This window comes from Halobacillus sp. BAB-2008, from assembly GCF_000328325.1.
Lineage (GTDB): Bacteria > Bacillota > Bacilli > Bacillales > Halobacillaceae > Halobacillus.
This window is the reverse complement of sequence record NZ_ANPF01000103.1, coordinates 17,244-32,553: the sequence shown is the minus strand read 5'-3', so window position 1 is coordinate 32,553 and position 15,310 is coordinate 17,244. Positions and strand designations below refer to the sequence as shown.

Genomic DNA, 15,310 nt, shown 5'->3' with positions numbered 1-15,310 from the left:
GTTTACTTTACTTTAAGTGAACTTTGTTTTACTAAAAGAGAAGATTAACAAAATATATCTACATTCATTCTCTGTTGTCTATCTTATGAAAACGTGGCTGACGATGCGGCATACTGCCATAAGTTAGGAGGAAGTCGACAGCATACTAAAAAAGGTTCTGTCCACCGGGAACAGAACCTTTCCTCTTATTTCAAGTATTTCTGGATAGCACCACGAACTTGTTTCCCAGTGGCATGTTTGTTCACTCTCTTCCTTACATACTTCTGGACTTCTCCTGCATCAGAAGGTTGTCGGGCCCCTGTTTCTTCGATCGCATGCTTCACATAAAAGTGGAGCTGGATTGAACTAAGATCGTATTCTTTCCTCTTCTTTTCCAGTTGCTTCTCAAGAAAGTCTATCATTTCTTTCTTAACGGAAATGAACGCAGCTTCCTTTTCCTCTATTTTCTCTTCTGTATCTTGATAGAATTCAATTTTTTCATCAAGGTCTTTTCCGCTCTGCAGGTCCATCTCCTTCAGCTTATAGAGGATTTTTTCTTCTTCACTCAAGGTGACAGGGACGTTGACATCATCGACATTAATGTGCCCCCATCCTCCTTGTGCTTTGTCCGTTACCCGCACCAAGAGTTTTTCTCCTACGTACTCCGAAGCATCCCATTTAACTCGGTGGTAGGTTTCCTGATTTCTTCCTGTTGCCTCCTTCAGTACTTTTCCGTCCGAGGTCCGGACGAGGGAGACAGATAGTTGATCAATATTGCTGCCACCGCCGATTAGAAAGTCGATCTTTCCATCCCCTCCAAGTTCAAAGATCTGTGATTCTAAAATACCTGTAGCCGCGTCGCCGCCGCTTGAATCAAGGAATCCCCAAAGGTGATGACGCTCAGGATCTATTCGGTCTTCGGCCTGGTCAAACGGTCCCCCCCAGCCCCAGTCGGCTTTCTTTGTAACATGAGCATCAGAGAAGGCGTCTCCTTCTACGATGTTCCACCCCGTTAAATCACCGGTTTGGAAATCGTGGTTTTCAAGCTCGCCATGTGATGGGACCGCTTCGGTTTCTTTTTCGTAAACCGGGGCAGCTTCACCGAAAGCACCTTTCATTTCCCAGACGTCCATGGACACGATTTCCGGGTCGCCCCCTTCACTCCAAAGCTCTATGCCCAGTGCGTCATACCTTGTAGGATAGACGCGGGAAGTGATGCTTTTCTGTCCATTGGCGTATGCTTCAACCATGGAACGATCCAAATATAGATGAAGCTGCCAACGCTCTCCGTTCAATTTCAACTCGCCACCTTGGACGCCTTTATTTACATCCGGATCCATGCTGGATCGGTTGCGGTCCATCGCAAACGTCTCTTTCGTCTTATCGTAATAGATGAGCGTTTCTTCTTCTCCATTTGCGCTCTGACGTACTTTGATACCCACTTTATCCGCCTGCTTCGGATCGATATCCAGGACTATTTCAAGCATGTCGCCTTCCGCATCCTTTATCCTCTCATTCGCTTCTTCTATTCCTTTGTTTTTAAAGGAAACAAGGGACTGCCCTCTTAATACTTCCAGCTCCTTGATTGGCTGCAATCCAAGATCGTTATTGTCTCTCAAGGAAAGTTCCACAGGCAGTCCAGCATTGTGTGCCCAGCCTGCATCGTAATGTTCCTGCTCGCTTCGTTTGTCTTGAGCAATGCTGAATAATATCGGTGTTCCATCTTCGTCCACCATGCCGCTTGGACCTGTGAAATGCTCGCCGTAGTCGAACATTTTCGGTTCTTCATGGTCCGGGACAAATGCTAAGGTTTCCTTATCCCACGTGCCTACCCAGTAGAAGGTGTATTTGACGTTATGCGGGCTGTATCCATCGAACCATGGATTGATAAAGAACGCATATTTTTCTTCTCCGGATTCATCTTTTCCAAGCGGGAGAAAGACAGGTAGTTCCCATACATCCCCGGTTTTTGGATAAGCTTCTGCATCTCCGGTAAAGAAAGGTTTCTCGTAGGTCCAGTTCTCCAGATCCTTCGAAGAATATAACAGGGCTGTTCCACCCACTTGTTCTATTCCTGACCCCATCAGCTGGTACCAGGTGTCTCCGTCTTTCCATACGAATGGGTCCCGGAACTGACCGTACATCACGTCGCCTTCTTCTGCCGGAAGGTTTTCTTCCTGTACTGTGACAGGCTCATCCAGCATGCGCCATTCCTTCAATTCAGGATCTTCCGGGTCCTCACTAACAGCAAGCCCCGTCATTTGGTTCGGGAATTTACTGTCATCCCCTGCTGTGAAGAACAGGACCGGTTCCCCGTTCTCATCGAGTGTTGCACTTCCGGACCAGACCCCGTCCGGTGCTACCGTTCCCGCATCAGGTGCAAGAGCGGTAGGAAGCTCTTCCCACTGCACCATATCCTCACTTACTGCATGCCCCCAGTGAATGTGGTGCCAATACGGTCCTTGGGGGTTCTTTTGATAGAATAGATGATATTTACCATTGTAATAGATCGGTGCGTGCGGTTCGTTCATCCAATGCTCCGGAGGCATAAAATGATATTGAGGTCGATGCTGATCACCATTGTAGCGGGTTCGGTCCCAGTCCATGGAAGGTTCGGGGAGCGTTTGGTCAGGGAAGTTCTCCACCATGGACTGATATTCCTGCTGGATCTCATCTGCTGTCTTCGCCTCATTTGCAATCTTCACTTCATCCATCAAACCATTGAACATGTTGGCATCAAACACCCCGTTAATAAGGGCCGCCTGGTTGTGTTTCCCGATTAACAAATCTTCACTTGACATGGACAGCTTTCCATTCGGAGTTTCTGTACGGCCGACAAGCGCTCCATTCATGTAAAGTTTCATCGATTGATCATTCCTATCGAATGTAGCAGCCACATAGGACCACTGATCCTTTTCCAACCTGTGTTCAGGCTTAGTGGATACCTCCTGCCACTCGCCGTTAATACCTGCCTGGAAGGAAAGTTTCCCGTGACGTCCCATTCCTAAAATAAACCCTTCCCCTTTTGCCTTGTCATGCTTGTTGACGATCGCTGATACTTGATTAAGATCTCCCCACTCATACGCTCGTGGAGCTACCCATCCTTCTATGGTAAGGGCATCTTCCGGCTGGACAAATGATTCGTCTGCGTGCGTCACCCACGTGGAATACCCATCAAATAACAAGGCCTCCCCCGCCAACCCCGGCTTCCATAACGGGTCCGATGAGGCTTTATACACCGCGTCATTGAACACATACTGTACAGGATCAGACTCTCCACTTACTTCCTCTTTCGTAACCTTTCCTTCTTTTTCATTAAACGACCAATGTGCAAGCAGCCCGGTTTGCTTCACTTGGAAGTCGTCTACGTTAATGTGTCCCCACCCTTCCGTCGAATTGTCTACAATTTTCAAATACACTTCTTCCCCTACATACTGCGAAGCATCCCAAACGACTTGCGAATATTCTTCGGAGTCATCCCATTCCGTATTCGTTGCCTTCATCAATTCTTGATCATCTTCCGCCCGGACAAGAGCTGCATATAAGCGATCAGGGTCATTTCCTCCACCGATCAAATAGGAGATCCTCCCTGTCCCAGATAATATAAACGAAGAGGAACGAAGGATGCCGGTCTGCCCGTCTCCACCATCTTTAGCGCCCCACAAATGATAGTCCCCCTGATGATGGAACGGTCCCCCCATCCCCAGTCCGTATCATTGGTTACGTCTTTCGGGCTGAAAGCATCGCCTTCAACGACGGTCCATCCTGTTAAATCACCTGTTTCGAAATCACCATTCTCGATATCATCTCTGATCGGCTCTCCCTCTGCATATACCTTAAAATCATCGACGTTAATATGACCGAACCCATCCGTATGATAGTCAACGACTTTCAAGTAAAGTTTCTCACCAAGATAGGCACTGGCGTCCCAGGAGACGCGCCGATATTTCTCATCGTTTGCTCCTGTAGCTTTAAAGAGTTCTTTACCGTCTGACGCTCGGACGAGCGCCACATATAAGCGTTCCTTATCCTGACCGCCACCGATCAAAAATTCGATTTGTCCTTTCCCGCTTAATTGAAAAAGATCAGACTGAAGCGTTCCCGTCCGGAAATCGGAGTCATTCACGTCCTCAGAGAAACCCCAAAGGTGGTACTTTCCTTCCTGTTCAAAAGGTTTGCCGTCCCAGTATGATTCCTTTTGAGAAACACCGTGGGAAAAGGCGTCTCCATTCGCCGTCCACCCTGTTAAATCACCCGTTTCGAAGCTCCCATTTTCCAAGTTGTTCGGAACATCTTCAGGAACCGGTGTTGGTACAGGTGCCACATCAGCCGCGCTCAAATCCGTAACAGTCAAATGACGGAGATACGCCTCTCCTCCAGTACTGAATATTTCCAGTGTGGAAGGCGACAAGTCTCTGAATATCTGGTCGGTCAGAACCGTTGTCCCTTCATTCCCGAACACTTCCACAGAGGACCGATCCAGAAGGATTTTCAGCTGAACGATCCCGTCCTTTCCTTCCAGCGGCGCTTCATGGACGGCTGCAAAACCAGCAGAGAAGTCCTTCTCCCCTGATGAAGTACGATCAAGTGCGATTTTCTCCTCTTTCGGGTGATACACAATCGTCGTCGATTGATCATTTTCGTTCTTCAACGTAAACCCGAAAGAATCCGCGGAGGACTGTTTGATATCAAAGGAAGCGGTTATTTCAAGCAGGTCATTGACAGAGTCCCCGAGCTTTTGAGTTCCTTCTTTCACTACTTCCTCCTTCCGCTCTAAGGTTTCACCTCTAAGCTGTTCCAATTCCGATACAGGCTGCTGTTGGAGCCGGTATGTACCTTCTTCTGTTGTGCGGAGATTCAATTCCCGAGGAATGGACATCGCTCCGCGGAAACCTTCTGTCGGTATGTCCTGTCCATACTGCCAGTTATTCATCCATCCGATCATGATCGTCCGTTCTTCTTCTTTCGGCAGGTTGTTCCACGTTACTCCGGCATACATGTCTGCCCCATAATCCAAAGGGATAGGTTTCATTTCTGTGGAAAAAGATTCTCCATTGTAATCTCCCACCACATATTCCATACCGGAACCACCGGCAGAAGAACCTTCACTTACACTCATCATCAGCACCCATTTCTTATCGCTGCCGTCTCCTTCAACCGACAGTTCTACGAGGTCCGGACATTCCCAAACCCCCGATGCACCCGGAGGACGTTCGAAGGTGTCCGTATGCTCCCAGTCTTTCAGGTTATCCGATTGGTAAAATTCGATGCTCTGTCCTGCGGAAACTACCATGTTCCATTTTTCTGTCCCTTCATGCCAAAATACTTTTGGATCCCGAAAAACATCGGTACCTTCTGGCATTTCGATGACCGGATTTCCTTCATACTTCGTCCAGGTCCGCCCCTTATCATTGCTGTAAGCAAGGCTCTGGGTTTGGTGACCTGCTTTCTCATGAGTGAACACAGCGACCATAGCCGCATGTTCCCCTTCTTGGAACCCTGCCGTATTCTGCTCATCCACGACTACACTTCCAGACCAGATAAAGCCTTTTTCATCGGGATACAAAGCAATAGGAAGCTCCTCCCAGTTGATTAAATCTTTGCTTATTGCATGTCCCCAATACATCGGGCCCCATTGATTACCTGTCGGATTGTGTTGATAGAACAAATGATATTCCCCATCAAAATAGACCAACCCATTCGGGTCATTCATCCAATTTTCAGACGGTGAATAGTGAAATTGGGACCGGTAGGCATCAATCGCAGCCGCTTCACTCTCCTGTCCCCCTTCCTCCGCAATCGGATAGGTCGGAAACAAAGCCAGGATTAAAACCGCAATCGTCAACAAAGGGATTGAACGACGGATTACACGTTTCAAGTAGTCTTCCTCCTCTAATTGTAAGCGTTATCAAAAAATAGCACTGAAAATTTTCAACCCATGGAAAAAGAAACCCGCCTGTTCGTACTTTCAATCAGACGGGTCTGTGAGCATCCTGTTTAAATGGAAACAAAAGAACGGTTAACAGTAAAATGATATTGACGGAATACAAGGGGAGAATCCCGGGTATGAAGCGAAAGCATAACAGAAGCAGAACGAATCCGGCGATAAAAGAAATCAGGCGGCCTGGATATAGCAGCAAAAGATGAAGCGCGTTTTTCAAAGCTTCTACTGCCTTCATCCCATGGCTGAGCGGGTTGAAGGTTAAAATGGCCGTCATCAACACCCCGCCACCCAGGAATATCGTTCCGCTGAAGAAAAGGTAGAACCATATCCCTGTGAACTGAAGACTGGTATATATGTTAAGACCTAATAGAAGCATAAAAAGAAACGTACATAGGAATACAGCATTCGCAGAAAGAAACGATCGTTTATAATTCTTCCAATAAAACGTTACTACCCGAGGACGCCTGTCAGCCATCCATTCTTTCAGTAAAGCTACACTGGCGGAAGAAGCAGGAAAGATACCGAAAACTACGCCGCCCATCAGTGTGAAAGTGATCCACAATACATTTAAAATTGCAAGCCGCATCAACCAATCACAGACAAGGTAAATAAGGTTCCCCGTACCTTTCATCTTCATCCCCCTTTACATATCATGCTTCCAAATCGATCTCATTTCAGAAACCGATGATCCTTTCACTTCTACCGCCCCGCGGACAGCTTCCACCTTTAACTTAGCTTCGTGACCAACCGTCGGTAAATATAAATTCGTCATGCTTATTTCTCCCTCGCCAAGAAAGAGTTCGACCGAGGAATGGTCACAGACTAACTTGAGGTGGAAGGACGAAAGATCAGGATTCAAAGGCGCCTGACAAGTGCACACAAATTCCTCAGAGAAATCAAGGTCCGCTTCGTCTCTTTGCACGGAGATCACGCTCTTCCCGCGATCCACGCGGATCCTGAGACCTGCCAATCCTGTTTTCCGAACAACCGGCCTTCGAAGACACCCCCTTCTTCTATTTCCACTTCCAGTTCCCATAGGAATGGAGATGCAGGCTGGGACATCGCGATGGATTGCTTCTCTTGAAGGAGGCAGGGATCCATCTCCATTCGCCTTTCTATCAACCTTGTAAGCTCTGCTGCCGGCTTCTGAATCAGGCGTTCCCGACCTTCTATCATCGTTAATGTCAGTTCTCTTGGAATCGTCATGGCACTTCTCCACGGATCTGTCGGTACGTCATTGGCATATTGCCAATTGCTCATCCACGCCAGGACCACCCTTCTCCCAGGAAGATCGGAAAAGGACTGTGCCGCATAAAAGTCTTTCCCATAATCAAGCCAGCGAACAGATTCCTTCGACTGATGTGGAACAAAATGTCTGCCATCAAATTCCCCGATAAAATACTGCGTCCCGGAGCCACCTGAAGGTGCGCCTGCATCAATCCCGATCGGCAGGACCCACTTCTTCTCCCCGGACTTTTCATTGGTTAGCGGAAACAGGTCAGGGCATTCCCACACGCCTTTTTGTTCCCCCCAGCCATCTCCAAATTCACTGGCATAGGTCCACTGCTTCAAATCAGGCGAGACGTAGAATTGAACTTTCCTCCCTGCAGCAATCACCATCACCCATTGTTCTGTATCCTCATACCAGAACACCTTCGGATCACGAAAGTCCTTGATACCCGGGTTTGGAATCACCGGATTGCTGTCATATTTGATCCATGTCCGGCCCCGGTCTTTACTGTAAGCAATGCTTTGTCTTTGCAATTCTCCATCGGCGTGGGTGAAAACAGCTACGAGTCCCGGTTTCCCATCGAAAAAACCGCTCGTATCCTTGTGATCGACTACCGCACTACCTGAAAAAATCATGCCCAAATCATCCGGGTACAGAGCGACAGGAAGATGATCCCACTCCATAAGATCTTTACTGACAGCGTGCCCCCAATGCATCGGCCCCCACTTTGTACTGTTTGGATGATATTGATAAAAGAGATGGTACTCCCCTTCAAAGTAGACAAGGCCATTGGGATCATTCATCCACATTTGTTCAGGGGTGAAATGGATGTGTGGCCGATACCTCTCCTGATAATACCCATTCGTCGCTAACGGCTGGTTTTGAATCATATGTCATGGCACTCCTTCCAACGCTATTAAATTCTTTCCGATAGACAGCAATGTCTGCTGCCCGTCCTTGCATACAAACCTTTAATTCTTTGAACCAGTGTGTGTTAATCCTTGTACGTAGTATCTTTGCAGGAAAGCAAAGATCAACAGCATAGGAACCGTAGCGACCGTTAATGCAGCCATCACCTGCCCCCACTTGATAGGTGGTTCGTTCATGAAGTACTGCAGTCCAATTTGGATGGTACGCATACTCTCATCCGAAGCGACAACAAGCGGCCATAGGAAGTCATTCCAATGATTGATAAATAAGACAATCGCCACAGTCGCAAACACCGGCTTGGAAAGCGGGACGATGATCCGGAAGAAGATGCCGATTTGAGAACAGCCGTCAATCTTGGCGGCTTCCTCCAACTCTTTAGGAAAATCGAGAAAGAACTGCCGGAATAAAAAGATGGCAAAAGCATTCGCGATAAACGGAACGATCAAACCCGTGTAAGTATTGACCCAACCAAGGTCATACACTAAAACGTAGAGGGGGAGAAAGATACTCTCCGGCGGGATGATCAAGGTCGCGATAATGACTCCCAGCCAGAAGCCGGCCAGCGGAAAGCGAAACCGCGCCAACGCATAACCAGCCATGGAATTCACAATAAGTCCAAAGACAATGATACCGGTTGTATAAATCAAGCTGTTCATAATGTACTTCATAAGATCGACACGTTGAAAAGCTGCGATATAGTTATGGAAGTACCCCCTTCCACTTCGTTTGGAGCCGGAGGCAGAAAGGCTTTCAGTGATTTCATATCCCTGAAAATTTGAAACTCATCTTTCAACGAGGAAACAAGCATCCATACTAAGGGAAAGAGAAAGATGAAGGTAAGTAATATCACAGAAACATATAACGAGACTCTTTGTATTCCTTTCTTTCTTTTCATAGCTTTTACCCCCTCTCTTCACGAATGAGCACCCGCTGAATAATGGTGATGGTAAGGACAATCAGTGTAAATACGACGGCCATGGCCGAGGCATAACCCACATCTCGATAGTTGAATCCCGTTTCATAAATGTGATAGACCAGAGACTTGGTAGACCCAAGCGGACCTCCCTGTGTCATGATCATCGGCTGAACGAGTAATTTAAAGGCAGCAATGCTGATCGTAATAAAGATAAACAAGGCAATATTCTTCAACCCGGGCAGCGTCACATGTAAAAACTTCTGCCAATTGCTTGCTCCGTCAATATCTGCCGCTTCGTATAAATGGTTAGGGATGTTTTGAAGACCTGCCAGAAAGATCATCATCTGGAACCCGGCCCCTTGCCAGACAGACATGGCAATGATGGAATTCATAGCCTGATCAGGGCTTGTCAGAAACGGTTGTGGGGAAATCCCTATGAGTCCGAGCAGCTGGTTGATCAATCCTTCGTTCGGATTGTACATAAACGTCCAAAGAATGGAGACCACAACCAAAGACATTACGACAGGGGAGAAAAAGGCTGTCCGGAAAAACACGCGGAATTTTAATTTCTTATTAATGAGCAAAGCAAGCCCCAGCGCCACTGCCAGTTGAACTGGAACGACGATGACAGAGAAATAAACGGTATTCCAGAAGGCTTGTCGGAATTGAGCATCCTGCCATATATAAGTAAAATTCTCGAACCCGATGAATGAAATATCATCCGGCTTTAAAATATAGAAATCTGTAAAGCTGTAGTAAAAAGCAGCTCCCATCGGGTACAAAAGGAATACACCCAGAAGAATCAAAGCAGGGGCCAGAAAGAAGTACCCTGTCATCGCTTCTTGGAATGCCTGCGATTTTCTTTTTTTCTTCCTATTTGGCGGCACTCTTTTGATCGTTGGTTCAGATGGATCCTTATAATGATGATCAGGCAATTGTTTCGCAGAAGAACTGTTCCCTTTCATATTTGTTCACCCTCTCCTTCAAACCTGTAAACGCCGTGTCTTTATTAATTGGAAGGAGCCTGCAGCAAGGCACAGGCCCCGATCAACAGTTGGACTATTTTTCAAAACGTTTCAATTCACGCTCGACACGCTGAACCTGTTGTTCCACTACACTCTCTACATCTTCGCCTAGAGCAGCAGCGTGGAAAGATTGAGCAAATGCATCTGTCAATACAGGATAAGCAGGCGTTGCCGGGCGGGCGTGAGCCGTTTCCATGACTTGTTCTTTCATAACGCTCCATGGAAGCTCATTGAATTTCTCCATGTTTTCGAACGCAGACTTCTGTGCCGGCGGCATGCCTGTAGCTTTCGAGATTTTGATTGTTGCTTCTTCATTCGTCATCCACTTCATAAGCTCGACAGCAGCTTCAGGATTCTCTGTATTATTCGTGACAGCATAAGCCATGCTTCCGGAAGGAGAAACCTTCTCATCTTTGTATGGATACGGCATCATTCCCCAGTTCAAGCCAGCTTCTTCAGCCGAAACAGCAATCCATGGACCTCCTAAAGCAAGGGCTGCATTTCCTTCTTCAAACTGCATCTCACCAGGACTATCGGTAACAACGCCTTCCGCAAATAGTTCTTTCACATACTGGAAAGCTTCCATCGTTTCCGGACTGTTTAAATACCCATCCACTGTTGTACCATCCTCGGAAATCAATGCGCCTCCATTAGACCATGCAAGCGGTGCGCCCATAAACGTCAGCCATTCACCAACACCGTAATTCATAAACAAGTTCAGCCCATAACGATCCTCGGTCGTGAGCTTCTTGGAATTCTCCATCAATTCATCCCACGTCCAGGCTTCTTCTATAGAATCAGCCGGCTCAATCCCCGCTTCATCCAACAAATCTTTGTTGTAATAAAGCATGACGGAAGCTTCCATTGCTCCTAAGGAATATAATTCATCGTTGTACGTGCCTTGCTGGATAATCGAATCTACATATTGGCCTTTCGTTTCTTCGTCGATATATTTATCAATCGGCTGAATCACTCCAGCATCAGCAAAGCTTGAGACGTAAGGACCGTCAACTGCCATGACATCCGGAAGGTTTCCTGCCACTAGAGCGGCATTGATGCTGTCACTGTAGGCACTGGCTCCGTCATCAATGATGACTTCTGCGTTGACATGGATGTCGTCATGCTCTTTGTTGAATGCATCAATTAACTCAATGTAGGCGTTTGTTTCGTCTTCACCGGTTTGGTGAATCCAGAAATCGAGCATGACCTCTTCTTCCCCAGTAGCTTCCACAATTGTATCAACAGAACCAGTCTCCACGGTGTCACTTGTTGTATTCTCACCAGAGCCGCCACCATCTGCATCCGAATTCGCATCACTTTCACCCGAACACGCCGAGAGCATAAACACCAATAAGATCCCTGCCAGCAAATACGATAATTTTTTCACCATCCATACCTCCCATTTCATAATGAATACAAACAACTGCTACATCACGAAAACGTTTACGTAATCGTTTACTTTATGGGTAAAAAGAGAAGGTTCGCTTTAAAAGGAACCTCTCTGTATCAACTCTGAATCGAGCATGACTTCTGTATATTTCTCTTGTGAACCATTTATTCTCTTAAGCAGCTGCTCTACGGCTACTTTTCCAATCTCAAACGCCGGCTGCCTCACGACAGATAAAGGTGGGGAAGTGATCTTCATCCAATCATAATCGTCATACCCTATGATGCCGATTTCTTCAGGAATGTTAACCTGATGTTCATTAAGGTAAGAAACCGCTCCCATTGTCATGACATTATTCGCAACAAACAAAGCAGATACTTCGGCCTCATGAAGTTCTTTGGCTAATTGATAGCCTTGTTCAAACGTGGCAGGCCCCTCTTTAATAAACTCCTCCCTTATAGGTGCTCCTCTCTCTTTCAAGGCTTTTTTATATCCTTTCAAGCGTTCATCACTAGTGGTAATTCCAAGGGTTCCTGTGATGAAGCCGATCCGTTCATATCCTTTGTCCAGGAGAGCACGGACTGCTTCATAGGATCCGCGGAGGTTATCGACAAGGACCATGTCCCCTTCGATACCGCTCGGATGACGGTCAATATAAACGACGGGATAGTCACCTTTTAGTTCCTTCTTATATGCAGAATCTTTTCCATTCACAGGGGCAATGACCAACCCGTCGATCAACTGCGTATTAAACACGCGGATTTGATCTTTTTCCGTTCCTTCATCCTCATTGGAATTACTAAGTATTAAGTTATAGCCGTTATCTTTCAACACCTTTTCAATTCCATTTGCAATGCTCATGAAAAAGAAATTCGACGTATCTTCTGCAACCAGCGGAACCAAAAGTCCGATGGTACTGGATTTACGGCTGCGAAGACTTCTTGCGATTCGATTAGGCTGATAATTCAAATCCTTCATCGCAAGGTGTACTTTCTGCTTTGTCTCATCTGCCACAAATCTTGTCTCATTGATCACATGAGATACGGTTGCTGTAGAGACTTGTGCTTTTTTTGCAACATCTTTAATGGAAACCATGGTTAATCCTCATTTCTAAACCCATTTAATCGTTTACGTAATCGATTACTTTAAGTAGACTATACTCTTTGCAAACGCTTTCGTCAATGTGTTTTTTTACATTTTCTTCTTTTTTTGTTTTAGGTAGTACTGGGACTGAGGTACGTCTACAAGTTCTCATCACAGCCTTTCCAAACATAAAAAAGTGTACTCCCATTCAATGAGCACACTTAACATGATCTATTAACTTTTTGATTAGGTTCCTATGAAAGACGAGTTACTATGCAATCTGAATATTACACCATAGATTCTGATCGAGTTAATGTTTCCCTTGAATTTTCTATACTCTAGGTAAAATAGTCACGGGCATTGCATCAAATAAGGTCGTACCTACGCTTTTTTTTCAACTCCCCTGCTATGAAGGAAGCTTTGAACTTCTTCCCTTTTATTTTTCGGTTTTAACTGATGTATTATGAGTTGGTTATTAAGAAAAATAAAGATGCTTTCTCCATATTCTGTATAGAAGTCTACATCATCCCAACGATTTTCTCTTTCATTTCTGACATTTCCAGAAACTTTGCTCACTTTTATAACTGTATCCGTTAATATTGCTTTTCTTTTACCAAGAAAACTCTCTTTTTGCTGCAGAAGAACCTTTTTGTTACACCTGGTAACGATTCTTAAAACGAACTTGGGTGATAAGATGATGGCTATTACTAAAAGGACAGGCTGACCCTATATATCCAGTCCATCAACAGCATAAATTTGGCGGGAATTGTTAGCTGTATGTCGCCTTTTGCTAGTTACAAAACAACACCCGATTGATAAGATGATACGTATCCTACCCAACAAGGTAGATATAACAAAGGCAGGCTATCGACAGCCGAGGGAGGTGTAGGAAATGACGTCTGATACCCGTATTAAATTTCCGGCTGGATTTTGGACGGGAGTACAACAGCTGGGGGTTTCCCCTCATGAAATAGCCCGAAAAGCGGGACTTCCACTCACCATAATTCATGAACCGATGGTCACCTCCTCCCAGTATCTATCCATCTGGCAGGCGTACTCTGATCTCATAGGGGACACGTCTGAAGCAATCATCAGGCTGTCGACCGGCTTCGAAACCGTTCATTTTCCGCCGACTGTTTTAGCTGCTTATCACGCTCGTGACTATCGCGACGCTCTAACTCGAATGGTTCGTTATAAGCGGCTGTGTCCTCCTGAGGGTTTACTGATCACAGAAGATGGTGATGAGTGCTCTATCGAACTGGGATGGATGTCTAAAGATGAGCCTGGTCCGGCGGTGTTAGCAGGTATTACGCTTGCCTTTCTTCTGGAGTTAGGACGGCGGGGTACTGGTCGTCCATTGACTGCGAAATCCGTGGAACTTTCGTGCTTGCCGGGCGACGTTCAGCCGCTTGAAGCTTACTTCGGATGCCGTGTCCAAACCGGTGGAAACAGGAATACATTGATCCTCCACCGAAAGGACCTTGACCTCCCTTTCGCCTCGTATAACGCAGAGCTGCTTGAAGTCTTGGCTCCTGTTTTGGATCAATCGGCTGCGGAGCACCAATCCGGTAATTCCGTTACAGAAATGGTCAAGTGGTTTTTGAAACGCAGCCTGCCGGGAGGACGTGCTGGTATCGAAACAGCCGCCGCGGAGCTCGGGATGAGCAACCGTACCCTGCAGCGCCGGCTTCATGAGGAGAGGACGAGCTTCAAACATTTGTTGACACAAGTTCGGAAGGAGCTGGCACGTGAGTACTTAGCAGATCCTTCGCTCGATATTCGTGAAGTTGCCTTTCTGATTGGTTATGAAGATCAAAACTCGTTCTATCGGGCTTTTCGACTTTGGGAAGGGGATACTCCTTCCCGTTGGCGCACGGAACGTTTAGGTGAAACACCGTAAGCTCAGTTTTATTAATGAATGAAAGGAAGATGTATAGGATGGAGATGGGACTAACCAACAAAACCGCTTTAGTGACCGGTTCTACAAAAGGAATAGGGAAAGCCATTGCTATGGAGCTGGCAAAAGAAGGTGTTCATGTTCTTATTAACGGCCGAAAGGAGGAAGAGGTAGAAGGCGTGGTAAAGGAAATACAAGCAGCTTTCCCTGCAACCTCTCCTCAAAATGCGGCAGCCGATATTGCAGATGTGGAACAACGGGAGCATTTATTCGAAAAGTATCCCGATATTGATCTTTTAGTAAACAACATGGGGATTTATGAAATCATGCAGTATGAGGACGTTACCGATGAAATATGGGAAAAATATTTCCATACCAATGTTCTTGCTGCAAATGGTTTATCTAAATTTTATTTACCTAAAATGCGGAACAAGGAGTTTGGTCGAATTATCTTTATTGCCAGTGAAGAAGCCGTTATGCCTTCCGGACAAATGCCACAATACTGTATGACAAAATCCATGCTGTTATCTTTGTCGAAAAGCTTATCTAAATTGACACGAGGAGAAGATGTTACCGTCAATACGATCATGCCAGGCCCGACCCTCTCTGAGAATGTGCAGCAGATTATTGAGGGAATGTACGATAATAAAGACATGACGTTCTTAGAGAAAGAAAAGGCATTTATGGCCGCAAACCTCCCTCAATCGGAGATACAAAGATTCATCAGACCCTCCGAGGTAGGTAGGCTGACAACATTCGTCTGCAGTCCTTATGCATCGGCATTTAAAGGATCCCCGATCCGTATGGACGGCGGCCTGGTACCGACTATCTTTTAACGCTCAACCGGCACTTTACATCCCGTCAATGAAAAAGCACCATACCAAAATGGGATTTGTCATTCCGGTCGATAAAAAATCT

Annotated in this window: 10 protein-coding genes and 1 pseudogene; 2 read left to right on the top strand and 9 right to left on the bottom strand. The window is 46.1% G+C overall.

What is annotated here, in order from left to right; translation table 11 throughout:
* Positions 1 to 185: 185 nt before the first annotated feature.
* From D479_RS19010 to D479_RS18975, 9 genes and pseudogenes are all read right to left on the bottom strand, one after another.
* Entirely contained in the window at positions 186 to 3,644 is a 3,459-nt protein-coding gene (locus tag D479_RS19010; protein ID WP_241210955.1) for a GH32 C-terminal domain-containing protein, read from the bottom strand.
* Positions 3,551 to 5,857 (bottom strand): glycoside hydrolase family 32 protein, encoded by a 2,307-nt coding sequence (locus tag D479_RS19005; protein WP_008640302.1) that lies wholly within the window; start codon positions 5,855 to 5,857, stop codon positions 3,551 to 3,553. The genes D479_RS19010 and D479_RS19005 overlap by 94 nt, the downstream gene beginning before the upstream one ends.
* 94 nt (positions 5,858 to 5,951) lie before the next feature.
* Positions 5,952 to 6,554 (bottom strand): DUF624 domain-containing protein, encoded by a 603-nt coding sequence (locus D479_RS19000; protein WP_008640299.1) that lies wholly within the window; start codon positions 6,552 to 6,554, stop codon positions 5,952 to 5,954.
* Between the two features lie 12 nt (positions 6,555 to 6,566).
* Complete coding sequence (locus D479_RS20895) at positions 6,567 to 6,959, bottom strand: GH32 C-terminal domain-containing protein (RefSeq protein ID WP_241210954.1); 393 nt, start codon at positions 6,957 to 6,959, stop codon at positions 6,567 to 6,569.
* A gap of 92 nt (positions 6,960 to 7,051) precedes the next feature.
* Positions 7,052 to 8,023: pseudogene (locus D479_RS18995) on the bottom strand (glycoside hydrolase family 32 protein); the annotation flags it as partial.
* A 102-nt stretch (positions 8,024 to 8,125) separates the two neighbouring features.
* Entirely contained in the window at positions 8,126 to 8,752 is a 627-nt protein-coding gene (locus D479_RS18990) for a carbohydrate ABC transporter permease (RefSeq protein ID WP_008640296.1), read from the bottom strand.
* Positions 8,753 to 8,984: 232 nt separating this feature from the next.
* Positions 8,985 to 9,965, bottom strand: a complete 981-nt coding sequence (locus D479_RS18985; RefSeq protein WP_008640293.1) for a sugar ABC transporter permease — start codon at positions 9,963 to 9,965, stop codon at positions 8,985 to 8,987.
* A 94-nt stretch (positions 9,966 to 10,059) separates the two neighbouring features.
* On the bottom strand, positions 10,060 to 11,412 hold the full coding sequence (locus tag D479_RS18980; protein WP_241210953.1) for an ABC transporter substrate-binding protein: 1,353 nt from the start codon (positions 11,410 to 11,412) through the stop codon (positions 10,060 to 10,062).
* Positions 11,413 to 11,511: 99 nt separating this feature from the next.
* On the bottom strand, positions 11,512 to 12,507 hold the full coding sequence (locus D479_RS18975) for a LacI family DNA-binding transcriptional regulator (RefSeq protein WP_008640290.1): 996 nt from the start codon (positions 12,505 to 12,507) through the stop codon (positions 11,512 to 11,514).
* Between the two features lie 880 nt (positions 12,508 to 13,387).
* On the opposite strand from D479_RS18975, the gene D479_RS18970 reads away from it, so the two are divergent.
* Positions 13,388 to 14,395 (top strand): AraC family transcriptional regulator, encoded by a 1,008-nt coding sequence (locus tag D479_RS18970; RefSeq protein ID WP_008640285.1) that lies wholly within the window; start codon positions 13,388 to 13,390, stop codon positions 14,393 to 14,395.
* Positions 14,396 to 14,433: 38 nt separating this feature from the next.
* Positions 14,434 to 15,228: an SDR family NAD(P)-dependent oxidoreductase gene (locus tag D479_RS18965; RefSeq protein WP_008640283.1), complete on the top strand. Its 795-nt coding sequence runs from the start codon at positions 14,434 to 14,436 to the stop codon at positions 15,226 to 15,228.
* The last annotated feature ends 82 nt before the right edge of the window (positions 15,229 to 15,310 follow it).

Bases quoted from the DNA above. Each gene is read 5' to 3' on its own strand.
- D479_RS19000 (WP_008640299.1), bottom strand. From the start codon at position 6,554: ATGAAAGGTACGGGGAACCTTATTTACCTTGTCTGTGATTGGTTGATG.
- D479_RS20895 (WP_241210954.1), bottom strand. From the start codon at position 6,959: ATGGGAACTGGAAGTGGAAATAGAAGAAGGGGGTGTCTTCGAAGGCCG.
- D479_RS18990 (WP_008640296.1), bottom strand. From the start codon at position 8,752: ATGAAGTACATTATGAACAGCTTGATTTATACAACCGGTATCATTGTC.
- D479_RS18985 (WP_008640293.1), bottom strand. From the start codon at position 9,965: ATGAAAGGGAACAGTTCTTCTGCGAAACAATTGCCTGATCATCATTAT.
- D479_RS18975 (WP_008640290.1), bottom strand. From the start codon at position 12,507: ATGGTTTCCATTAAAGATGTTGCAAAAAAAGCACAAGTCTCTACAGCA.
- D479_RS18970 (WP_008640285.1), top strand. From the start codon at position 13,388: ATGACGTCTGATACCCGTATTAAATTTCCGGCTGGATTTTGGACGGGA.
- D479_RS18965 (WP_008640283.1), top strand. From the start codon at position 14,434: ATGGAGATGGGACTAACCAACAAAACCGCTTTAGTGACCGGTTCTACA.